Origin of the sequence: Nonomuraea sp. NPDC050790 (genome assembly GCF_044456745.1) — a bacterium.
Taxonomy (GTDB): Bacteria; Actinomycetota; Actinomycetes; order Streptosporangiales; family Streptosporangiaceae; genus Nonomuraea.
The window spans coordinates 1-22,392 of sequence record NZ_JBITGF010000007.1; the positions used below are offsets into that span (position 1 = coordinate 1).

Consider the following 22,392-nt stretch of genomic DNA (forward strand, 5'->3'; position numbering starts at 1 on the left):
CGTCACTGGGCCTCCCGACCGCTGAACGAACGTGATCAGCTCATCCAACCGGCAGGACCGTCCTACGCGCCAACCCGGTGATCGTTTCCGGTCACGGCACTAGCCAGCGGCCCAGGAAGCGCCAGCCCAAGCGGTTTTCAAGCGCCGAGACGGCGGGACGGGGGACGGCGGCGACCGGTGCGCTGGCATGGTGGCCGGCATGGGGCACGGGAAACGGCCAACCGGGCGGCGCAACGGCGAGAACCCGGTCTGCCAGCAGGAGTGGAATGGTGAACCGGGTTTAGTGTCACGTTAGACGAAGCGGCCACCGGCGCTGTCCTGGAGGTCAAGGACGCCCAGGGCACGGTGGTCGAGAGCACTTCGGCCATGGACGCCGACAACAAGGTACTGACGTTCACGCCGAGCGGGCCGCTGACGCCGGGAGCCAGGTACACCGCGCTCGCCGGCGGGGCCCGTGACGGCTCGGACAACAAGATGGACGCCCACCCGTGGTCGTTCACGGTCAGTTCGCTGGCCGCCCACTGGAAGCTCGACGAGGGAACGGGCTCCACCGCGGCCGACTCCTCGGGCAACGGCCACGCGGCCAAGCTGAACGACTCCGCCACCTGGACACCCGGCAAGGTGAACCAGGCGCTGACGAACACGCAGGCCGTGGCGCCGCAACAGCGCGGGCTGCGCGCGGGCGCGATGGCCGGCCCGCCGGTGGTCTCGGGGCTGGAGCTTCAGCCTTCGCGGGTGAACGCGGACACCACGTACTCGCCCTCGCTGACGCCGACGCTGAAGGCGACCGCGACGGTGGACACACCGGCGCCGCCTCCACAGTGTCGTTCGAGGTGGCGCGTTACTCCGACGACGTGGTGGTGTGGTCGGGTTCGGTGGCGGATGTCGCCTCCGGTACGCAGGCGTCGATCGTGGTTCCGGCGGCCAAGCTCGTTGATGGCGTCAAGTACGAGTGGCGGGTCAAGGCGACCACGCCTGGATCCACCCCCGCCTGGACGATCTATCAGTACTTCACAGCGGACGTGCCCGAGGCGGTCGTGGACCAGTTCCAGGTCAGCCCGTCTATGACGGTCGGGGGCGAGACCGTCACCTCGACCAGGACGCCGGAGCTGCGGGCGCGGATCACCGACCCGCTGGGCGGCGCGTCCACAGTGGACGTGCAGGTGGCGGACTGGGCCACCGACACCGTCCGCTGGTCCACCGCGGTGGCCGCCGTTTCCTCCGGCGGGCAGGCGGTCGTGACCGTCCCGCCGGGCATCCTGGCGGACCAGGTGAAGTACGAGTTCCGGGTCAAGGCCACGACGCCGGGCTCGAGCCCGGGGTGGACCTCCTGGCAGGTGTTCCGCGTCGATCTGCCCGACCCGGCGACCGATCCGTCGGTCATCGATTCTCAGGTCGTGCCCTCCCAGGTCGTCTCCGAGGTCACCGAGACCTCGACGCTCACCCCCGAACTACGGGCCTCGATCGGCCATCCCCAGGGCAGCGCCTCGCGGGTGGAGTTCGAGATCGAGCACGACCCGGGCGCACCGGCGGGACAGGGCACCGGCCGCATCTGGTCGGTGGCCGTCGACAACGTCGCATCGGGCAGCGTGGCGACGGCAGGCGTACCCGCCGGGACCCTCGTCAACGGCTGGCGGGTGCGCTGGCGCGTGCAGGCGGTCGCCGGGACGACCACCTCGGGCTGGTCGGCCTGGCAGGTGCTGAAGGTCAACCGGCCGGACTCGGCACCGCAGGTCCGCGAGCCGCAGGTCGTCCCCTCCAGTGCGGTCGGCGGCAGGACCGTCACTTCCACGCTCACACCGGAACTGCGCACCACCGTGACCGATCCCCGAGGCGAGCCGTTGACTGCCGAGTTCGAGGTCGAGCACGATCCCGCCGCTCCGGAAGGGCAGGGTAGCGGGTTGCTCTGGAGCCGGTCCGTCACCGGGGTGGCCGTGGGCGCCCAGGCCGCGGTCGCCGTTCCCGCCGGGACGCTGGCCGACGGCTGGCACGTACGCTGGCGGGTCCGCGCGACCTCGCCCAGCGCCGACTCGGCCTGGTCGGACTGGCAGGCCCTGCTCGTGGACGTTCCCAAGCCGGGTGTCACCGGGCTGCAGGTCACGCCATCCACCGCGGTCGGCGGCGCCGTCGTCACCGACGTCGTCACGCCGTCGCTGCACGCCACGGTGACCTACGCGCCAGGCGGGACCATGAAGGCGGAGTTCGAGCTCGAACACGATCCGGACGCGGGCCAGGGCAGCGGGCCGATCTGGTCCGGCGCCGTGGAAGGACTGGCGGCGGGCAGCGCGGCCAGTGTGAGCGTCCCGGCAGGGAAGCTGGACGACGGTTCGGCGGTGCGCTGGCGGGTCCGCTCGCAGGTCGCCGGACTGACGTCGGCGTGGTCGGGCTGGCAGAAGCTGCGCGTGGACCGGCCGGACTCCCAGCCGTCGATCAGCGAACTGCAGGTGACCCCGGCCGCTGAGGTGGCGGGCAAGCTCGTCACGAGCACCCTCACCCCGACGCTGCGCGCCACGGTAGCCGACCCGCGCGGTGACGCGCTGACGGCCGAGTTCGAGGTCTGGCACGACCCGGACGCGGGACAGGGCGACGGCCAGATCTGGACCGGGTCCGTCACCGGCCTGGACGCCGGCGCCCAGGCCGCGCTCGCCGTACCAGCGGGCAAGCTCGCGGACGAGCAGGCCGTGCGGTGGCGCGCCCGCGCCGTCTCAGCGAACGCGGCTTCCGCGTGGTCGCCCTGGAAGAAGGTGACCGTCGACCTGCCCAAGCCGTCGGTCGGTAGCCTGGCCATCGCCCCGCTCATGTCGGGCACCGGTCAGGTCACCACGCGCTCGCTGACCCCGACGCTCAGCGCCAAGGCGACCCATCCCGAGGGCGCGGCGTCCACGGTGGAGTTCGTCGTGGAACACGATCCGGGCGCGTCGTCCGGTCAGGGCAGTGGGCCGATCTGGACGGGGTCGGCCGCGGACAGTCCGTCCGGCGCCGAGGCTCGGGTGAGCGTACCCGCGAACACGCTCGTCGAAGGGTGGCAGATCCGCTGGCGGGTCCGTGCGACCAGCGGGGGCCTGTCCTCCAAATGGTCGGACTGGCAGCAGGCTGTCGCAGGGTTGATCGAGCCGGGAGAGGAGCCGCTGGCCCGGACCGAGGGGCCGGTCGTGCGTACCGACCAGAGCTTCACCGTGGCCGCCTGGCTGCGCTGGAGCGACAAGGACGGCGCCTACAGCGTCGTCGAGCAGAAGGGCGAGCACCAGGCTCCCTTCCGGCTGGGCAACGACCGGGAGCACGGGCTGGTGTTCACCTTCACCGGCTCCGACGCCGCCGACGCCGCCGTCGAGGGCGTGCGCTCCGGCGTGGAAGCGCCGGCGGACGAGTGGTTCCACCTGGCCGGTGTCTACGACGCCGCCACCAGGACCGCCACGATCCACCTCAACGGCACAGCCGTCGGTACGGCCACGCTCACCTTCCCGGCATGGAACGCCTCCCGGCCCATGACCGTGGGCACCTCCATGGTGGGCAGCATCGACGACGTCCGCGTCCATCTGAAGAACCTGACATCGGCGGAGATCGGCGCACTTCGGGCGCCGCAATCCACGCCTGCTCCTCTCGCCTCGCCGTCGGCGAAGGCGTCCACCCAGGTGGCGAACGACTTCTCGTACGGCCACATGTCCCTGGAGGATTGCGAGCGGGGCCGCGACCAGCGCGTCGGCGACGCCGACCAGTGGAACGGCGGCGAGGGCTGGGACTCCATCTCGCCCTACAACGGCTGCTGGAGCCGCCACCTCAACTTCGCGATCTACGAAAGGAGTACGAAGTACAGCAAGCACTGCAGGTGCATGGTGACGACCACCTCCGTGCAGGACTATCTCAACTTCGACATGACCGTGGTCATGCACAGCTACCTCGGCTCCGAGGACGGACTGAGCGTGATCGGCGGGGCGGGAACCAGCCTGTCACCCCGCGACATCAAGGTATGGACCAGAGTCGACAACTTCTGGACGGTGGACGACGACTTCTGGGCCATGCTGCTCGGCGTGGGCGGCACCGATCCCGACGATCTGTACCAGAGCTTCAAGCTGCAGGTGGACGTCGCCCGAGGCACCAACGACTGCGTCAAGGTGTTCTCCTCCGGAGACGACGGTGGCCTGACACGCACCGGGCCCGTCAGGAAGTGGATGGACGACGGAGACGACGTCTTCATCTTCCATTCGGCCTTCGGCACGGGAAGGGCCAGCCGGTGCTCGATCCGGCCCTGGATGGTCTACAACGACCCGGTGCACGCGGGAGACTGGGACAAGATTGCGGTCTCCGCGTGGGGTAAGCCCGAGAACGACAAGTCTGCGGGGGCACCCACAGTTCGTTGCGACAGTCTCTCCATGGGCGCGAAGACGGCCACCTATAAAGGCGGATGCGTATTCTACGGTTCGAACCGGGTCTACGAGATGTCACGCCTCGACCTCGACAACGGAGCGGTCGCCCGTCATATCGAGATGGCCTATACCCGTCCGCAGGACACCGTGCCCTTCAAGACCGACGGACCCAAGCACTTCCCCGGCAAGTGGCCGAGCGGGGAAGCGTTGTCCAGAATCACTAGCAAGGACCCACGGTACAGGGCCAACCAGGACGCGAAGGACGAGGTCTGCGACGAGTTCTTCGATGATCGGCCGCGTAAGCTCAACGGTGAGAAGGACAAGACGAAATGGGAGCAGTGCGATGAGTTCCCGTTCGCCTCGACCAAGCAGGGCGCCGCGTTCGTCCATGACAGGTACGGGGCGAAGAACTTCTCGGTGAAGAGCATCCTGGGTAGCCAGAACACGAGTGCCGGCAGGCACCTGAATATCTTCTACGCCAGATATCGGGTGCTCGCCAACGACAAGTTCTGGGTGCATCTCAAGTAGAAACGCGGGCCGCCGGCGCGGCGAAAGCCGTACCGGCGGCCTCTGTACCGATTAGCGAGGAGGAAATGTGAGAGATGAGGAGCGGCTGTGGCATCTCTCCCGGTCCTACGGCATGGGCCAGGAATTCCTGGGCCTATGGGTGGAGAACTGGGGAGTGCACGACACGGCGCGGCTCATGGGCGCGGATCTCGGGAGCGAAGTTCAGCTGAGCTGGGCGGAGCTGGGGAAGCGCGACTTCTCTGAAGACGAGGGCGTGGTGTGGGTCGGCCGGTTGAATGATCGATGGACCCAGGTGGTGCAGTACCACGGCGTTCAGGCCATCGACGCTCTCGACGAGCTGTCAACGGGCGGCCGGGCTCTCGGGCTGAGCTGGCATGTGAACGATCCCGGCACCCTCCTGTACGCGGCCGACGGCGGCTACCTGACCGAGATGAGTATCACTCGGCCCAGGGCTCGTCGCGGCGGCGACCCGCACGCGCTCGACGTCTACGCGGAAGGGCTGCGGTTCGACTGGGCGGACACGAGTTGGCGAACCCATCCCGACCTGCTGCCCGGCTGGCTCGCCTACGAAGATTGGTCGGAGACGCATGGGGAGGAGGACGAGGAGGACATACCCGCCGAGTGGGAGGATTTCACTCAGCTGTCCCTTGACGGTTACAGCCCACCCCTCGCGGAGTGCGTCACCTCCGCCTTCGTGCTCATCGGCCGCGTCACCGGCACGGAGTTCGGCCATGACTGGATGCAGGGCGTCCATTCCTGCTACCTGATCGACAACTAGGAGGACTCCGTTAGGTCTTCCCGATCAAGCTTTCCGGTAGCACGTCGGACGTGTGGACATGCGTCAGATCAGGAGTCTGCAGGTTGTAGGCGGCCATGACGTGGCCGAGTTGCTCGGCATGGGCTACCCATCGGCCCGGCAGGTCGATGGGTCCCCGGGCCTAGAAGCCACCGGCGTCCCACCGTTCAAACGCCCCGATGGGTTTGCCGCACGCTCCAGTCCGCGAGCGCCTCCATCCCCAGCATGGCTCTCCACTGCTGGAATCCGGCTTGGATGATGTGTTCGAGCTGCATCTCCTGCTGGGCGCCGTTGGGCAGGGGCATGCGGATGGCACGTCGCGGCTCGAACAGCAGCACCGGAATCGGAGCGGCGGTGCGCCCTCGTCGAGGGCGTCGGGTCCCGAAGGTGCGCCGGCGATGCTGAGCCGGGGATGCGCAGCGGCCGGAAGCTGCCCTCCCGCACCGCCTTGGGCAGCGAGAAGTTGTAGCGGCCCAAGACCAATGTCCACATTTTGTGGAACACGGTCTACACGGCGCGGGCGCTGGAGCAGATCCGTGCCGAGGGCAAGAAGACCGCCACCGCCGACATCGCCCGGTTGTCCCCGCTCGTTTTGAGTGGCTGAACTTCCTATCAACCCCAGCGCCCCGAGTTGATCTTCCCTGGCCTTCCTTATACCTCTGCCTCAGCTCGCCTTTCTGTCAGTGGAAGATCTTGCGGGCCAGGGTGTGACGGGCTTCTTGCCGGTTCAGCTGGGTGTTGACCCGGCGGCGCAGCAGTTCGTCGTTGGAGGAGCAGGCCAGGTCTCCCCAACGGGGGTTCAGGCGCGTTCCGGAGCGGGCGACGACTCGGCCAGCATCCGCCGTACCTGTTCGTGCGACATTCCCACTTGCCGGCCGATCCGGTGCAGCCCCTACCTCTCATCCCGCGCATCGGCCATCGCCTGCGTCGAGGCCGTCGCCACCACGTCCTCCAGCATCACCCGCAGCTCCGCCAGTCTGGCCAGCCTGATTGCCACACCAGCCCGACCAACACCCCGAACCCCCTAGCCAGCGGCCCAGGAACCGGCAGCCCAAGCGGTTTTCAAGCGCCGAGACGGCGGGACGGGGGACGGCGGCGACCGGCGCGCCGGCACGGTGGCCGGCATGGGGCACGGGAACCGGCCAACCGGGCGGCGTAACGGCGAGAACCCCGTCCGACTGCCGGCCGGCCTCGCACGGATGCGCGCCCACGACGGCGGGAGGTGCCCGCTGGGCTTGCCGTAACAGAAAGGGCTTGCTCGCCGAAACGGCGAGGGCCCGCCGAAACGGCGAGGGCTTGCGCGCCGTAGCGGGAAAGGCGCGCAGTGCCGCAACAGCGCACGAAACCAACGCGGAACGACGAAAGGGTCAGGGACGGCGGCGGAGGACGTCGGTGCGGCGGGGGAGGGGGGAGCGGGCGCGGGAGGTGGTGATGAGGGCGAGGAGGGAGACGGCGCTGGTGGCGGCGGCGAGGGTGATCAGCGCCCGGTCCATGGTGAACGTGCCCGTGAGGAAGTACGCCTCGCTGACCAGCATCCCCAGCCCCACACTGATCGCGAACGCCAGCGCCGCGCTCTCCATCGCGTCACCCGTGTGATCCCGCCGCCCCAGCAGCGGCCGCACCAGCCCCAGCACCGCCGCCCCCGGGCACAGCACCAGGAACACGATGGTCACCACCACCCGCACCGCCGACCCGGCGGCCAGGTGCCCGACCAGCACGGCCACCCACCCGGACAGCCCGAGCAGCACCAGCGACACCCGCGAGAACGTCATGATTTCTCCGGAAGCAGTTCGTAGACGTCCCCACCGGGGTTGTGCAGCACCCGCTTGAACCGCTTGGACGCCTCCACCTCCCGCTTGAGCCGGTCGATGGTGCCCTTGGGCAGGATGCCCGGCGTCTCGGTGGCGGGCCGCTGGGTCCGGTTGAGGACGAGGTAGCCCTTGGCGCCGGGCGGGAGCTTGGACATGAGGTTGATCAGCGACGGCGCCGGCTTGTCGACGAACTCGGCGAGCGTCGGCACGTAGGACGGCAGGTTGGGTACGGCCTCGCGCGAGGGCGGCAGTTCGTCGAGCCAGCTCTGGTCGAAGCGCTCGTACTGGTCGTAGGCGCCGGGCAGGAAGAACGTGGGCGCCACGATGAGCGAGTTGACGGGGGCGATCCGGTGGAGCTCCTTGACGAGTTCGACCTCGTCGAGGGTGAAGTAGTTGCCCTGTTCCTTGCCGTAGTTGCCGAAGAAGAAGCCGGCGACCATCAGCAGCAGCACGACGGGCAGGACGAGGAGCCGGACGAACGCGCGCTTGCTGGGCAGGAAGACGGCGGCGGCCAGGAAGGCGGTCAGCGGCAGCGTGAACAGGTAGACGCGGAAGAGGATCTCGCCGCCGTAGCTGCCGGCCGCGAAGAAGGTCAGCGGCGCCAGCCCGATCATGAGCAGCGGCAGGCCCGGACGGCGCAGCCACTGCCGGCGCAGGACGGCGCCGCCGATGGCCAGCAGCCACAGGCCCACGGACAGGGCGCGGTCGGCGTAGGCGACGATCACCTGGCCGGGCGCGACGTCGCCGAGTGCCACGAGCCCGGCGTCGAGGTTGCCCCCGGCGTCGCCGAGCGAGCCGACGATGTAGTTGATCTTGCTTTCGAGCACCTGCCAGGCGATGCCCACGGCCCATCCGCCGGCCAGCGCCGCGCTGACCAGCAGGATGCCGAAGTTGCGGTAGCGGCGCAGGACGAACAGGAACCCGAGCGTCGCCACCAGCATCAGCGGCGTGAGCTGGTGGGAGGAGGCCATCGCGGCGATCGGGATGATCAGCAGCAGCGTCCAGGTGAGCCGGGCGTAGGTCGTGGTCATGGGCGGCGGCTCCGCGGCCAGCCCGTGGGGGTCGTCCCCGGCCCTGATGGGCCCCCGTCTGAACCTGCGTACGACCACGGCCAGCACGATGAGGTAGAGCACCAGCGTGGTGGCCTGCGGCGAGAAGTAGTCCTGCCCGACCCACGAGCAGGAGAAGTACACCCAGATGCCGCCCCAGATGAGCTGCCTGTTGCGGGTCACGGTCCTGAACAGCAGCAGCAGCGGCAGCAGCGTGGCCACGTTGAAGACCAGCGGGCCCCACTTGGCGATGTCGAGCGCGTTCTCCAGCCCCGCCGCCTCGGTCATGAGCGCGAAGAAGGAGAAGAAGCCGGGCCACTGGTGGTAGGCCGACAGCGATCCGGCCGCGGGGTCGGTGGCGCCGTGCCTGATCAGGTAGTCGATGACCGAGACGTGCTTCCACGCCCACGGGTAGCGCAGCGTCGGGTAGAGCAGGCTGGGCGTGGCGTGCAGGACCGCGATGAGGATCAGCGCGTATCCGGCGTGCCACAGCTCCAGCGCGTGCCGGTCGTTGAGCAGCGCCACGAACCCGACGATCATGACCACGATCGCGATCCAGAACGTCGCGGGCAGGACCGTGAGCAGGCCCAGGTCGGTCATGTGGTCGAGGTTGACCCGGCGCAGCGACAGGCCCCACAGGATGGTGGAGACCGGCAGCGCGGTTCGGGCCACGAACCAGGTCAGGTTGCCCGCCGCCGGGATCTGGTCGGCGCGCGTGGAGTCCATGCGGCCGCTCATGTAGCCGATGACGGTGGCGACCATCGCGAGCAGCCGGGTGACCAGCGCCTGACCCGGCCGGACGTTGCCGGGGCCGGTGACGGTGATCGCCTGGAAGGTCGTGCGCGGCAGCGAGGACTTGAGCTGGGCCAGGTGCAGGCTGAGCGCCCGCCGCCCGCGGTCGCGGTGGGGGACCGCGGCCAGCGACTTGCCCTCCGCGACGCAGCGGGAGATCACGTAGCCGCGGGTGGCCCGCCGGGCGGAGATGCCCGCGCGCAGGTGGGCGGAGGGCTCGTAGCGGACCCTGCCGTTGGGGTGGCGGTCCATGAGCTGGTGGAACAGCTCGGCCTTGACGCCGCCCGGCGGCTCGGCGAGCACGTCGCCCGACTGGTGGTCGAGGTCGGCAGGGAAGCCGCCCGCCTCGGTCAGCGCGGTACGGCGGAAGGCCACCCCCGCCCCGTAGAGGTCGTCGACCGGCCCCGCCTCCTCGGGCGAGCCGGTGCAGGAGGCGCCCATGATCCACGCGAGCTCCTCGGGGAACCACCTCGGCCGCCCCGCCACCCACCGCAGCGTCAGGTTGCTCCGCACGGCCAGCACCTGCCGGTCGTCGAAGGCCCGCAGCAGGCACGTGGACCAGTCGGGCTCCGCGGCGGTCTCGTCGTCGTGGAAGGCCACCACGTCGCCGGTCGCCACGGTCAGGCCCAGGTTGCGGGCGGCGGCCACGCCGCGCTGCCCCTCGTTGTGGAGCACCACGACGTCGTCCAGCCCGCCACGGGCCAGCTCGGCCAGCTCGGGGCAGTGGTCGACGACCACGATGATCTGCTCGGGCGGCTCCAGCTGGGCGCGCAGGGAGGCGAGCGTGACGCGGAGCTGGTGCCAGGCGCTCATCTCGCCGGTGACCACGATCACCGTGAGCGTGGGCACCGCCTTTTCCTGGACCGGAGGCGGCGGCGGAGCCGTGATCTTCGGGATGGGCCGGGTGCTGGTGGCGTCGTCCTCGTCGTCGTCCTCGGCCACGGCCGGGGCGGTCAGCTTGCGCGCGTCCCAGACCAGCACGCCCGTGGGCGCGTCGTCGTCCTCCTCGGCACGCGGCCGCGGCAACCGGGCGACCTTCGTCGCCTCGTCGTCCGCGGGTGCGGCCGCGGCGTCGGCGGCGGGCCGTTTCAGCTGACGTGTCGTCTCGTCGTCGAGCGCCTCGTCGGCTTGCCTGCCCTCCACTGTTTGTACCTTTCCCGACCCAGAGCTGAACGACGGCTACCCGTGACTTTACTCGGTCCGGAATGCCTGATCGTCGTCTCGGCCGGAGTGTTCCGAACAGTTCGGAACGCTGTTCGATCTTGGCAGTCGCCCCCGGCTTGGGCGAGCTTCGGGGTGGTCCTTGAAACCCTTCCATCGGAGGTCGCCCGATGCGCATCTCACGCCCGTGTCCGTACCGAGGTGGTCAGGAGGCGCGAAGCCGGAAACAGGGGCATCGGCTTCGGCTCCGGCCCCGGCGGCAGCCGCGCGACAGGGTCCGGCGCGGGGCAGAGATCTGCTGCTGACCCGGCCGTCCCGACGTCCCCCCGCCGGCCAGGCGGGGGGATGACCCGCGTAAAGATCATTTGTTAACATGACCGCCCGAGCCGGGACTGGGCTCCGAGCGGAAGAAGCGGCGTTGGACGAGGACGGTCCCCCCGACCCTGCGCAGGCCACGACGGCCGCCGAGTACGTCGCCGCGCTGGCCCGATTACGCCGCTGGAGCGGCCTCACCTTCCGCCGCCTGGCCGAGGCGTCGGAGGGCGCGCTCCCGGTGAGCACCGTGGCGGGCGTGCTGGGCCGTACCACGCTGCCGCGGGAGGAGTTCGTGGCGGCCTTCACCGCCGCCTGCGGCCTGGACGAGGCCGAGACCGAGCGCTGGATCCGCGCCAGGCGGGCCCTGGCGACGGGCGCCCAGGAGCAGCCCGACACCGGCGAGGAGGACGAGCCCGTCACGGCGCCCCCGCCGCGCGACCGGCCGGGCCTGGCACGCCGCTGGTGGGCGGCCATCGCCATCGCCGCCGGCCTCGCGGTCGCGCTGCTGTTCGCCCCCACGCTCATCAGGGGCATGGGGGACGTCCTGGAGGGCCGTGCCTCGGCGAGCAGAACCGCCACGGCGCAGCCGACCCCCGGCGACGGCTGGTACCGGCTGACCCCCTCCCACGTCGCCGACCGCGGCATGTGCGTGAGCGAGGGCCGCGAGCGCTCGGGCAGGACCAACCGCCCGGTGGCCGTCCAGCGCGCCTGCTCGGCCAACCCGCCCGCCACCTACCTCAAGTCCCTCGGCCCCGGCGTCTACGAGATCCAGTGGCACCACCCGCAGCAGGGCGTGGGCTGCCTGAGCGTCGACGGCGCCTACCTCGAGGACGAGGCGCTCGTCGCCCCGATCGACTGCACCTCCGCCGCCCACCAGCGCTTCCTGCTGGAGCGTGCCCGCACCGGCTTCACGCTGCGCCCCGTCCACAGCGGCAAATGTCTCGGCATCCTGTACGGCGAGGCCGACATCCACCCCGGCGCCGAACTGGCCCAGCTCGCCTGCTCGGGCAAACGCGACCAGATCTTCCGCTTCGAGCCCGTGGACCGGCCCGCCTGGACGGGGTCCGGCTAAGGCGACGGGTCCGGCTAAGGCGACGGGGTCCGGCTAAGGCTGGGTGACGGCGGCGGGCAGGCTCTGCCGTACGTAGGCGGCCTTGCCCGCCTGCCCGAACTCGGCCAGCGTGCCGGGCCCGGTGAGCGTGAAGTCGCAGCCGTCGGCGTCCACCGCGTTCCACTGGACGACCGCCTTGATGTTGGGCAGGTCCTCCAGCACGCCGGGCACGTCGGCGTACCAGCGCCCGCGGGCCCGGTCGTCGCGCGGGTCGTGCTCGCTGCCGTACTCGCTCAGGATGAACGGCTTCTTGCCGAACCCGTTGCTCACGAACCAGTCGTAGGTAGGCTTGATCGTCGTCTTGAAGTCCTGCCACGGGGCGTTGCGGCAGCGGGCGAAGTTGTAGGGGTCGTAGCTGACCCAGTCGACGTAGGCGTCGCCCGGGTAGAACGGCTTCCAGCGGTGGCGGAACGGGTAGTAGCCGGTGACGCCCCACACCCAGGCCACGTTGGTGACGCCGAGCTGACGGAAGCGGTCGACGATGTGCCGGTAGGCGGCCACGTACTCGGCCGGGGTGCCGGCGTTCTTGCGCATCTCCATCTCGCCGTCGAAGCCCAGCAGGACGGGCTTGCCGTACTCCTTGATGCGCCGCGCCTGGGGGTCGATCACGCTGTGGTCGGCCTCGCCGCGGGCGATGCTGGCCCAGGGGATGTTGTCGGAGGTGTTCCAGCGCTCGGACTCCCAGCCGAGCAGCAGGAGCCGGTCGCGGCCGAGCTGGGGCTCGTCGTCGCGCAGCATCTGGCCGTTGGGCGTCTCGGACATGTCGTGGTAGGCGAACACGACGTCGAACTTCCTGCCCACCTGGCGCTCCAGCGTGCTGACCGAGCCGAACAGGCCGCCGCTGGCCGGCGGGGTGTAGATGCCCCACCAGGCGCCGCACGCGGGGCCCTGCTTGAGCGTGGCGGGCGACGAGCACGGACGGCTGCCGTCGGCGCCGGCCTCCGGGTCGGAGTACGACGTGAGGTAGACGACGGTCCCGGTGGCGAGGACGGCGAAGCCGACCACCAGACTCCACAGGACCCGGCGGCTCTTGCGGGGCACGGCGTGTCTTCCCGCCGACTCCTGAGGCATGGGGGCTCCGTACGGACGATGCGTGAATCGGCCTCCAGTGTAGGGAGGCCGCCGTCAGTCGGCTGTACTGACGGCGGGCCGTACCGGCGCGGCGAGGGTGCGCAGCACCGGCAGCGCGCGGGCCGCCTGGAGCGGGTCGACGGGCAGCACGTGGCGGGTCCACCACGTGGCCACCTCGGGGGTGGGTCCCGGCTCGGTCAGCGGGGCGCCGAAGTCCTCGTCCAGCGGCGGCGTGTACAGCGCGGTGGTGATGACGCCGCGCCGCTCCAGCGCCCTGATCGCCGCGTCACGCTCCTCGACCAGCAGCGGGACCCGGAAGAGCGGCTGGTCGGCCAGCGCGGGCACCGCCGGGGCGGCCACCGGCAGCCCGGCCAGCATCCGCACGCCCGCCACGCGCCGGGCCCGCTCGCGCTCGGCGGTGCACTGGCGGGCGGCGGCGAAGCGGCGCTGCACCGGGCCGTGGGCGTTGCGGTAGCCGCCGGAGCCGACCGACATCCAGCGGTCGAAGGCGGGCAAATCCTGATCGCCCACGGCGGCCAGGTCGCGGGCGCGGGAGTCGTCGCTGACGTAGGTGGCCTCGATGCCGAGCGCGCGGGCCAGCCGCCAGGCCGGGGTGCTCAGGCGCAGCGCGTAGACGGCGTCGCGCAGCATCGGGGCGGCGACGGTGCGCAGCTCGGCCGCGGTGGAGGGGGCGAGGAGCAGTTCGTCGCGCGTCGCCGCCACGTGCTTGGCGGCCTCGGCCTCGCGCAGCAGCAGGACGCCGCCGGAGCCCGCCCGCGCGTGCTTGGACAGGCTGAAGGCCGCCGCCGCGCCGAACGTGCCCACGTGCCGCTCGCCGAGCCTGGTCTGGTAGGCGTGGGCGCAGTCCTCGACCAGGACCACGCCTCTGGCCGCGCACTCGGCGGCCAGGCGGTCGATGCTGCCGGGCAGGCCGTACATGTGGGTGGCGACGACCGCGCCGATCCCGCTCCAGTCGACGCGCTCGACGTCGATGGTCGCGTCGTCCGGCGAGACGGGCGCCATGACCGGCCGCAGCCCGGCGGCGACGGCGGCGAACAGCACGGTCTCGCAGTTGACCGGGGACATCAGCACGCGCGTCCCGCGCGCCACGAGCGCGCGGAAGGCGAGGTAGAGCCCGAGCCTGGCGGAGGGCAGGTAGACGCCGTGCAGACCGGTCCGCTGAACCAGCGGACCGGTCAGGACATCGTCCTGTTTTCCCTGGTTCTTCGGCACTCCTGGAACGATACGCTGTATCTTCAGCGATCGCAGGTCTTGTCTCCCGAGGCGGGTCTTTCCATGGAGTCTGGCACGTGGCCCGAAGTGGGCGTCGTGGTGTGTACGCGCGGTGACCGCCCGGAGATGATCAGGGACACCCTCAAGGGCATCACGTCCCAGGACTACCCGGGTCAGGTCACCACCGTCGTGGTCTTCGACGGCGGCGACCCCGATCCCGAGCTGGCCTCAGCCGACCCGGACCGCCCGGTCCTGCTGGTCAGGAACGAGCGCTCGCGCGGCCTGCCCGCCGCGCGCAACAGCGGCATCCTCGCCCACGCCGACACCGTCGAGTGGGTCGCCTTCTGCGACGACGACGACACCTGGCTGCCGACGAAGATCACCGCGCAGATCCGCGCGGTCCAGCGCCACCCCGACGCCGTCTTCGCCACCTGCGGCTCGCTCATCGTCCACGACGACTGGACCCGTCACATCCACCTGGAGAAGGAACGGGTCCCCTTCGCCGACCTGCTCGACGGCCGCCAGCCCGCGATGCACCCCTCCGGCTTCCTCGCCCGCCGCTCCGCCCTGACCGGCGAGGCCGTCGGCCTGTTCTCCGAGACCATCCCGAGCGGCTACGGCGAGGACTACGAGATGCTCCTGCGCGCCGCCAGGTGCGCGCCCATCGTGCACGTGCCCGAGGAGCACCTCCACGTCCGCATGCACGCCCAGTCGCACTTCGCCGGCCGCTGGGACGTCATCGCCGAGGCCCTGCAGTGGCTGCTGGAGCGCTACCCGGAGATCCGCACCTCCCGCAAGGGCTACTCCCGCCTGGCCGGCCAGGTCGCCTTCACCAGGGTCGCGGTCGGCCGCCGCGCCGAGGCGCTGCGCTGGTCGCTGCGGGCCTTCACCACCGACCCGCGCGAGATCAGGTCGTACGGCGTGGCCGCCATCGCCCTGCTACGCCTGAGCCCCACCTGGGTCGTCCGGCGGATGGAGGCGCGTGGGCTGGGCGCGCCCTGAGGCGATCCGCCACAGGCCCGGCAGCACCGCCACCGCGGTGATCGTCTGGCTGGCCAGGATCGCGATGCCCACCCCGGTGATCCCGTGGACGGGCAGCAGCAACTGCGCCCCGCCGATCGCCATCACGGCCATCCCGAACTGGACGAACACGATCATCCCCGCCCGCCGCAACGCCCGCAGCGCGCCCAGGTAGAGCTCGACCACGGCACGGGGCAGCGCCGCCAGCGCGATCAGCCGCATGAGGTCGGCGGCGTGCTGCGCGTACCCCTCGCCGAACAGCAGCAGCGCCACGGGCGCCAGCAGCGTCGCGGCCAGGACCAGCGGCGTCAGGATGACGAACGTGCGCCGCAGCGCCCTGCGGCAGTTGTCGGACAGCGTGTCCTTGTCGAAGGCGCCCTCGACGGTCAGCGAGGAGGCCATCGTGTAGCTGAGCATCTCCAGCATGGCGCCCAGGGTGATGGTCAGCCCGTAGTAGGCGTTCATCTCCTTGGAGACCTGGGCCGCGACCAGCACGGGCACGCCGTAGTTGAACAGCAGCGTGAAGATCGAGCCCGCGTAGTCGCCGGCCAGGAACCGGCCGATCTGGCGGGCGGGCGGCAGCGTCTTGCCCGCGGTGAGGCGGGCGTGCTGGGGGATCAGCTTGCGGAAGACGACGGTGTTGAGGCACAGGGAGACGATGAGGCCGGGAGCGATCCAGGCCAGGAACACCGCCCAGGAGACCGAGGCGCCGGCCGACCTGGCCAGCAGCAGCGCGCACACCGCCAGCACGGCGAAGCGGGCCACCCAGAAGATCAGGTTGGCCACCGGCACCCAGGGCGCCTTGCGCAGGCCGGTCAGCACGACGTCCTGCAGCGTGCAGATGCTCCAGACGATCACCATGACCGTGAAGACCATCCCGGCGGTCCAGCCCGACAGCAGGCTGTAGGTCTCGCCCCAGCTCGTCAGCGTGAGCAGGAAGACCGCGCAGCCGGCGACGGCCAGGCCGGTGGCGGCGCCGTAGACGGTGCCGACGAAGCGGGCGGTGTGACGGCCGGCCTCGGGGACGAAGCGGGCGACCGTACCGACGAAGCCGAAGGACGTGATCGCGGCCAGGAACCTCATCGCGGCCAGGATGGCCATGCCGACGCCGACGTCCTTCTCGTCGAAGACACGCGCGGTCACGGTCCAGTAGGCCAGCCCGATGACGGCGCCCGCGCCGGCGTTGAGCATGAGGGAGTAGGCGCTGCGCAGCAGCGGGTCGTCGAGGTCGGCGGGCAGGAACCTCTTCAGGCCGCGCTCAGTCACCGGGGGACACCTGCCGCATCGCGTAGCGCGCGCGGCGGACGATCGCGTAGCCCTTGGTCAGCGTACGTTCCTTCAGGTAGATGAGCGGCACGCCGCGGCCCTCGACGGCGCGGCGGAACCTGTCCATGCTGGTGCGCCTGGCCACGGTCAGCCGCGGCACGGCCAGCACGTCGTGCCGGTCGGCGGCGATGGCGTTGCTCACCGCGCAGGCGGCGAAGTACCCGGCCCTGCGCACCTCGCGGCGCACCCGGGCGCTGGAGTAGCCGTAGGGGTAGGCCATGGTCACGACCGGCGTGCCCACCTTGTCCTCCAGCAGGCCCTTGTTCCTGCGCAGTTCCTGGCGGAGGTCGGCGTCGGACAACTGGTCGAGCTGCGGGTGGCTGTGGCTGTGGCCGCCGATCTCGACGCCGCTCGCGGCGGCCTCGCGGGCCTGGCCCCAGGTGAGCATGTCGTCCAGGGGGCGGCCCGCCGCGTCCTTGCCGGCGTCGGCCAGCCAGCCGCTGGTGACGAAGATCGTGGCGGGCATCCGGCGCCGCTCCAGGACGGGCAGCGCGTGGGAGTGGAAGTCGGCGTACCCGTCGTCGAAGGTGATCACGACCGCCTTCTCGGGCACGCTGTTGTGGTTGAGCGCCGCGACGAGGTCTGCGAAGGTCATCGGGGTGTACCCGCCGTCGGCCAGGTACGCCACCTGCTCGGCGAAGTCACCCGGGCGTACGGCCAGCGGCCTGGTCGCCTCGTTGGGCCGGTCGGTGACCGAGTGGTACATCAGGATCGGCACCCGGATCATCGCAGCCTCCACGAGCCGACGACATAACCCCACGCGGTCCAGGCCAGCCCGACCACGATCGCCCCCGCCCTGCCGAGCCCGCCCGGATCGCCGCGCAGCGCCTCGCCGAGGCCGCGCAGCGCGCCCTTGGGCAGCGCCTTGAGCGCGTGGGCGCGCTCGCTGGACAGGCCGTCCTGCGCGCCCACCTCGCGGGTGACCAGCGCCTTGGACAACCCTTCCGCGTAGCAGCGGGAACGGAAGTAGGCGAAGGTCTCGCGCTGCTTGGGCACCTTGTGCCCGATCTGGGCCCTCGGCTCGAACAACATGACCGACCCGGGCCTGCGCTGGGTCAGCCGGATGCAGAACTCGGTCTCCTCGCAGCCCAGCGGCCGGCTCTTGCGCCCCTGGACGCTGCGCCCGATGCCGCTGTGGAACCCGCCGACGCCGGTGACGGCCTCGCGCAGGAAGGCCGCGTTGCCGCCCATGACGTTGCGGACGGGCGCGCGGACCGCCGGCATGCCGCGATAGCTGCAGCCGACGGTCCAGTCGAACTCGTGCGGGAACCACCGCGGACGCCGCTGCGACGCCCACAGCGGTTCGGTGCGCCCGCCCACGCCGACCACCCCTGGTTCCTGGAAGCCCTCCTCCAAAGCCTCCAGCCAGCCAGGATCGGCCACCGCGTCGTCGTCCAGGTAGGCGACGACATCACCGCTGGCGACGTCGGCGCCGGTGTTCTTGCCGCCCGAAAGGCCCTGCTCGTGGGAGTTCTCCACGACGACGGCCTTCGGGTAGGCCCGGGTGAGCTTGAGGTGCAGACCGGGGTTGTGGTCGACGACGAGGATCAGCTCGTGTGCCCTGCGGCGCTGGTTCTCGATCGACTCCACTGCCTGCCTGATGTCCTCCCAGCGCTCCTCGGTGTAGACGCAGATGACGACGGATGTAAGCACGGATGGGCCTTTGTGGCTAAGCGACGCCCCGGTCGGCGGCGGGGGTAGCGGTCGGTTCTGGGAGCGGGAGGGCGGTCGGGCGCCGCCATTCGCGCAGGATGGTGCTGAGCACCCGGAAGCCGTCGCGGAAGGTGCGCAGGTTGCTCTGGCCGTGGATGCGGTGCCGTTCGTGGCTGGGCACCTCGTGGATCGTCAGCCCGGCCTTGGCGGCACGCACGTTCATCAGGGTCTCCACCTCGAAGCCGTCGCAGTCCAGGTCGAGCACGTCGAGATGGTGGGCCCAGAAGGCGTTGTAGCCGTAGCACAGGTCGGTGTAGCGGGTGCCGTACATGAGGTTGACCAGCGCGGTGAGGGCCTTGTTGCCGACGCTGCGGCCGAAGGTCAGGTCGTCGCTGCCGCCGCCGGTGGCGTAGCGCGAGCCCTTGACGAAGTCGGCTCCGGTCACCAGCGCGCCCACGAACGAGATGATCTCTCTCCCGTCCATGGAGCCGTCGGCGTCGATCATCACGATGATGTCGCCCGTGCAGGCGGCGAAACCGGCGGCCAGGGCGTCGCCCTTGCCCTTGCCGGTCTGCGTGACGATTCTCAGGCTCGGGCGCAGGCGTCTGGCCACCGCGACGGTGTCGTCAACGGAGTTGCCGTCGACGAGCACGACCTCGTCGATCCACTGGGGCAAGGTGGCGAAGAGATGAGGCAGGTTCTCCGCCTCGTTCATCGCCGGCACGACCACGCTGACCCTGGGCGATATCGCCAGGTGGGGTGTCACAGGGGTGAAACGCTCAAGCGGCGGCATGGACCGCAGTGAGGTGACCTGCGCCTTGCCGTTGTGCCTGATGTTCTCGGGACTCATTCGGGAACAATCCTTCCGGGACCCCGCCGCAGGCCGCGCTCGGCCGTACCCGGGTGCTGTGGGGGTGCCGAAAGCGGTAAACGATGCATTGCCGGTCCAGTGGGAGTAAGGGTGCTGGTGTGTGCTGCCGAGGGGATGGGAGTGCTTAGAGCGCTCCCGTTGGTTCTTTGAGGTCTGACTCTTGGCCGCGAGTACTACGCATACGCCCAAAGCCCTTCAAGACGCGGTCCGCCGCTCTATAGAGAGACGGCGAATCAGTGACAATTGTTCGCGCCTTGTTGATGGGAACTCTGCCGATCCAGTGCGCGGCGGCCGCCGCGGACGGCCGCGAGATGCGGCCTTCGGAGACGTGGAGCGTGCCGCTCTTCAGCCAGTGCTTGTAATCCTTGCCACCCTTGCCCATGTCGACCGTGTGCAGACCCGCGCCGGCGGCCGCCTCCGCCATGCGGAGGTGGTGGACGATGCCGGGCGAGTACTTCCCGAACTCGGAGTCGTAGGCGGGGAACCAGCCCACCAGTGTCGTGGCGGTGCGCAGTCCGAAGTGGCCGGCCACGGGGACGTCGCCGGCGTAGAGCATGGTGAGCACGCCGGCGAAGCCGGGCGAGCGCTCGGCGTGCATCTGCTCGGTCAGCTCGACGATCCACGGTTGCGCGAACCTGTCGACCCGGCCCGTCCTGCGGTACTGGTCGGACTTCCAGGCGAGCAACTGGCGCAGCTCGCCCTGGTCGGTGGAGGCCCAGGACAGGCGGAGCTCGCCGTGTTCCCTGGCGAGCTTGCGTTCCTTGTACCGCCAGGTCTTCAGGTTCTTGGCGGAGTTCTCCTTCACCTGGGCGAGCCAGGCCTCGTAGCCCGCGGTGAAGTCCATGACCGCGGCCGGGCGCACGTCGCTCTCGTACGGCGCGAACGTCGGCTGCCCCGCGACCATGTGGTCGAAGGCGAAGACGTTGAGCCCGCACGCGCGCAGCAGCGCCTTGGCCTCGACCTTGACCCCCCGCACGCCGATGAGGCCGTGGCAGGTGGTGAGGAAGCCGCCGAGCGGCTTGCCGATGCCGAAGTGATGGCGCTCGTAGGGGAAGAATCCGACGATCTCGCCGGCGTCCTCCACGACCGCCGTCCTGACGTAGTCGCGCAGACGGTCCATCGCCAGGGCGAACTCCACCGAGAGGAAGGGGTTGTCCAGGCTCATGTCGGCCGTCTGCAACTCCCGCCAGCGCGACCTCTCGCTCTCGCCCAGGTCTCCCGGGCGAACGACGGTGATGTTCACCTGGCCCCCACTTCGGTCAGCACGTTCTTCCCCCGAGGGTTGCCCTGGCTCCTCCTGATAGAGCGGCGAACACATCACGATCACGCAACAGACCGAAGGGAGCCGCAACGGGATCGGTTCTCAGCCGCGTCCCAGTGGCGTGATCGGGCATCTTGCTCGTCTCTCCTGGCTCTAAAAACGGTGATGGCACGATTGATCGCCCATTCATGGGACCAATCGTGCTGTGGGCGCGTCAATGCCGACGCCTGGCGGCACGTGCCGGTTTACCTGGTCACCAGGTTTCTCGCACGCCTGTTAGCGGGCGAAAAATGTGAGCCTTGATCCCGATACGCTCCCCCAAGCCTCCCAGGATGCCCTATCCGGGAGGGGAAGTTCGACCTTGTGCCGGATATATCCCCAAACATCACCTATGTGTCACTCTGGGGCCTCTCCGGGGGTTTCGGTGGGTTCGCCGGTCGGGGTCGGCTCCTCGGAGTCGGTCGGCTCCTGGGTCGGGGCCTGCCGGCCGCGCCAGGACAGGGCACAGGTGGCGGCGCCGCCGTTCGAGCTGAAGACGACCGTGCCCGAGCCCGCCGCGTCGGGGTCGTCGACCGTCACCCAGATCGACGCCGACGCGCCCGCCTTGATCGTCCCGCTCGCGGGCACGACGCCCAGCCCCTCGGACGGCGCGGACGTCCACGACACGCTCGCGTTGCGCGCCGACAGCCCGACCTTCGCCGCGCCGCTGATCGAGCCGGGGCAGCCCACCGCCAGCCGGGCGCCGGGCGCGGGCCTGCGGGTCCTGGTCGGCTCGCCCGCGGGCCTGGTGGCCGAGGGGCCGGGCCGGTGGGTGGGCGTCACCCGTTGCGCCGGGCTGGAGCGCGTCGGCTCCGGCTCCGGCGTGGTCGGGTCGGGGGCGGGCTCCTCGGTGAGCTCCTCGTCCACCGGCTCGTCGGTCGGCACCGACATCGGCACCCGTGACTCCGAGGGTGAGGACGTCGGCTGGGCCGCGGCGGGAGCGCCGCTCTCGCCGTTCATCAGCACCATCGCGCCCGTGGCCGCCAGCACCGCGACCCCGGCCAGCACCACCGGGGCGAGCCTGCGCGGACGGCGGCGCCGCGAGCCGCGCCCGCCACGGTGCTCGACCGGGAACCCCGTGCGGTCGAAGCTGTCGCCCCGCTCCATGATCAGCGTGCGCGTGTGGCCGAGCTCGGGGTTGACGCAGGTGTCGACCACCCGGCGGCGCAGCGAGATCGGCGGGTAGGCGACCGGGACCATGTCCAGCAGCTTGGCCGCTGCCACCTGCCGGTGGCGTCCCTCGGTGCAGACCTCGCAGCCGCCGATGTGCCCGGACAGCCGGCGGCGCAGCATCAGCGTGAGCGGACCCTCCCACGAGTCCACCATCGCCGACAGGTCGGGGCAGTGCGCGCGGCCCGTCCTGGCCAGCACCACGGCGGCCGCCGCGTTCTCCAGGTGGTCGCGCGCCCGCGCCAGCCGCGTCGCCGACTGCCGCGAGGTCAGCCCCAGCACCGAGCCGACCTCCGCGGGCGTCAGCCCGTGCCGCAACGACAGCTCCAGGACCTCCCGCTCGTTCTTGCTGAGCTCGCCCAGCACCTCGTACACCAGCGCCGCCAGCTCGGGATCCTCCGGCTCCTCCAGCACCGGCGGCGGCGGGCCGGCGGGCGTGCCGTCCTTGCGCGCCATCCTGGCCGCCGCCTGGAAGCGCGTCAGCGCGTAGAGCCAGGCACGCAGCTTGGTGGCCTCCTGCAGCCGCTCGGCGCCGCCCTGGGCGGTGACCAGCGCGTCGTGCACCGAGTCCGCCGCGCTGTCGCGGTCGCCGGTCAGCGAGCAGGCGTAGTCGTGCAGCCGCTCGGCGTAGGCGTCGTACAGCTTCGCGGGAGCGTCGGTGTCGCCACGCCGCAGCGCCTGCGCCAGCTCATGATCGTCGGCGCGGTCGACAGTAGGCCATCCAGCCACAAACCCTCCCCGCGGGTGCTCGTCCCGGGTGAAGGACGCCGCCTCTCAGGCAGGGGTTGCCACCTCATACCCGTTGGGCATGAGGTGGGAAA

General features: G+C 70.7%; 16 protein-coding genes and 2 pseudogenes. 6 read left to right on the top strand and 12 right to left on the bottom strand.

The features are described from left to right. Positions 1-294: 294 nt before the first annotated feature. From ACIBEJ_RS32715 to ACIBEJ_RS32725, 3 genes and pseudogenes are all read left to right on the top strand, one after another. Positions 295-489, top strand: a pseudogene (locus ACIBEJ_RS32715) (Ig-like domain-containing protein); the annotation flags it as partial. A gap of 344 nt (positions 490-833) precedes the next feature. After that, positions 834-4,892, top strand: a complete 4,059-nt coding sequence (locus tag ACIBEJ_RS32720; RefSeq protein WP_397186741.1) for a LamG-like jellyroll fold domain-containing protein — start codon at positions 834-836, stop codon at positions 4,890-4,892. Positions 4,893-4,959: 67 nt separating this feature from the next. Further along, positions 4,960-5,670, top strand: coding sequence for a hypothetical protein (locus tag ACIBEJ_RS32725; protein ID WP_397186742.1), 711 nt, complete (start codon positions 4,960-4,962; stop codon positions 5,668-5,670). Between the two features lie 185 nt (positions 5,671-5,855). Here the strand turns inward: ACIBEJ_RS32725 and ACIBEJ_RS32730 are convergent, their stop codons facing one another. Then, positions 5,856-6,026: a hypothetical protein gene (locus ACIBEJ_RS32730; protein ID WP_397186743.1), complete on the bottom strand. Its 171-nt coding sequence runs from the start codon at positions 6,024-6,026 to the stop codon at positions 5,856-5,858. A gap of 152 nt (positions 6,027-6,178) precedes the next feature. Between ACIBEJ_RS32730 and ACIBEJ_RS32735 the strand changes: the two genes are divergently transcribed. Then, entirely contained in the window at positions 6,179-6,292 is a 114-nt protein-coding gene (locus ACIBEJ_RS32735) for a Tn3 family transposase (protein WP_397187430.1), read from the top strand. A 6-nt stretch (positions 6,293-6,298) separates the two neighbouring features. Here the strand turns inward: ACIBEJ_RS32735 and ACIBEJ_RS32740 are convergent. The 3 genes and pseudogenes from ACIBEJ_RS32740 to ACIBEJ_RS32750 form a co-directional block, all read right to left on the bottom strand. Then, positions 6,299-6,455: pseudogene (locus ACIBEJ_RS32740) on the bottom strand (Tn3 family transposase); the annotation flags it as partial. Between the two features lie 600 nt (positions 6,456-7,055). Next, positions 7,056-7,460 (bottom strand): hypothetical protein, encoded by a 405-nt coding sequence (locus tag ACIBEJ_RS32745; RefSeq protein WP_397186744.1) that lies wholly within the window; start codon positions 7,458-7,460, stop codon positions 7,056-7,058. Beyond that, positions 7,457-10,483, bottom strand: a complete 3,027-nt coding sequence (locus ACIBEJ_RS32750; RefSeq protein WP_397186745.1) for a glycosyltransferase family 2 protein — start codon at positions 10,481-10,483, stop codon at positions 7,457-7,459. Before ACIBEJ_RS32750 ends, ACIBEJ_RS32745 begins: the two co-directional genes overlap by 4 nt. A gap of 436 nt (positions 10,484-10,919) precedes the next feature. Here ACIBEJ_RS32750 and ACIBEJ_RS32755 point away from each other — a divergent pair, with 436 nt between their 5' ends. Next, the gene (locus tag ACIBEJ_RS32755) at positions 10,920-11,888 is read left to right on the top strand and encodes a helix-turn-helix domain-containing protein (RefSeq protein WP_397186746.1); all 969 of its coding nucleotides are present in this window, start codon (positions 10,920-10,922) and stop codon (positions 11,886-11,888) included. Positions 11,889-11,921: 33 nt separating this feature from the next. On the opposite strand, the gene ACIBEJ_RS32760 is transcribed toward ACIBEJ_RS32755, so the two are convergent. Next, positions 11,922-12,998, bottom strand: a complete 1,077-nt coding sequence (locus tag ACIBEJ_RS32760; protein WP_397186747.1) for a glycoside hydrolase family 26 protein — start codon at positions 12,996-12,998, stop codon at positions 11,922-11,924. 54 nt (positions 12,999-13,052) lie between these two features. Beyond that, entirely contained in the window at positions 13,053-14,231 is a 1,179-nt protein-coding gene (locus ACIBEJ_RS32765; protein ID WP_397186748.1) for a DegT/DnrJ/EryC1/StrS family aminotransferase, read from the bottom strand. A gap of 63 nt (positions 14,232-14,294) precedes the next feature. Between ACIBEJ_RS32765 and ACIBEJ_RS32770 the strand changes: the two genes are divergently transcribed. Next, positions 14,295-15,233, top strand: a complete 939-nt coding sequence (locus tag ACIBEJ_RS32770) for a glycosyltransferase family 2 protein (RefSeq protein ID WP_397186749.1) — start codon at positions 14,295-14,297, stop codon at positions 15,231-15,233. Here the strand turns inward: ACIBEJ_RS32770 and ACIBEJ_RS32775 are convergent. The 6 genes from ACIBEJ_RS32775 to ACIBEJ_RS32800 form a co-directional block, all read right to left on the bottom strand. After that, on the bottom strand, positions 15,171-16,517 hold the full coding sequence (locus tag ACIBEJ_RS32775; RefSeq protein WP_397186750.1) for a lipopolysaccharide biosynthesis protein: 1,347 nt from the start codon (positions 16,515-16,517) through the stop codon (positions 15,171-15,173). The two genes, ACIBEJ_RS32770 and ACIBEJ_RS32775, sit on opposite strands and share 63 nt — an antisense overlap. Then, positions 16,510-17,304, bottom strand: coding sequence for a polysaccharide deacetylase family protein (locus tag ACIBEJ_RS32780; RefSeq protein WP_397186751.1), 795 nt, complete (start codon positions 17,302-17,304; stop codon positions 16,510-16,512). The genes ACIBEJ_RS32775 and ACIBEJ_RS32780 overlap by 8 nt, the downstream gene beginning before the upstream one ends. Then, positions 17,301-18,230: a glycosyltransferase family 2 protein gene (locus tag ACIBEJ_RS32785; RefSeq protein WP_397186752.1), complete on the bottom strand. Its 930-nt coding sequence runs from the start codon at positions 18,228-18,230 to the stop codon at positions 17,301-17,303. The genes ACIBEJ_RS32780 and ACIBEJ_RS32785 overlap by 4 nt, the downstream gene beginning before the upstream one ends. Before the next feature lie 16 nt (positions 18,231-18,246). Beyond that, positions 18,247-19,080 (bottom strand): glycosyltransferase family 2 protein, encoded by an 834-nt coding sequence (locus ACIBEJ_RS32790; protein ID WP_397186753.1) that lies wholly within the window; start codon positions 19,078-19,080, stop codon positions 18,247-18,249. A 145-nt stretch (positions 19,081-19,225) separates the two neighbouring features. After that, on the bottom strand, positions 19,226-20,344 hold the full coding sequence (locus ACIBEJ_RS32795) for a GNAT family N-acetyltransferase (RefSeq protein WP_397186754.1): 1,119 nt from the start codon (positions 20,342-20,344) through the stop codon (positions 19,226-19,228). A gap of 414 nt (positions 20,345-20,758) precedes the next feature. Next, positions 20,759-22,300 (bottom strand): RNA polymerase sigma factor, encoded by a 1,542-nt coding sequence (locus tag ACIBEJ_RS32800; protein WP_397186755.1) that lies wholly within the window; start codon positions 22,298-22,300, stop codon positions 20,759-20,761. Between the last annotated feature and the right edge of the window lie 92 nt (positions 22,301-22,392).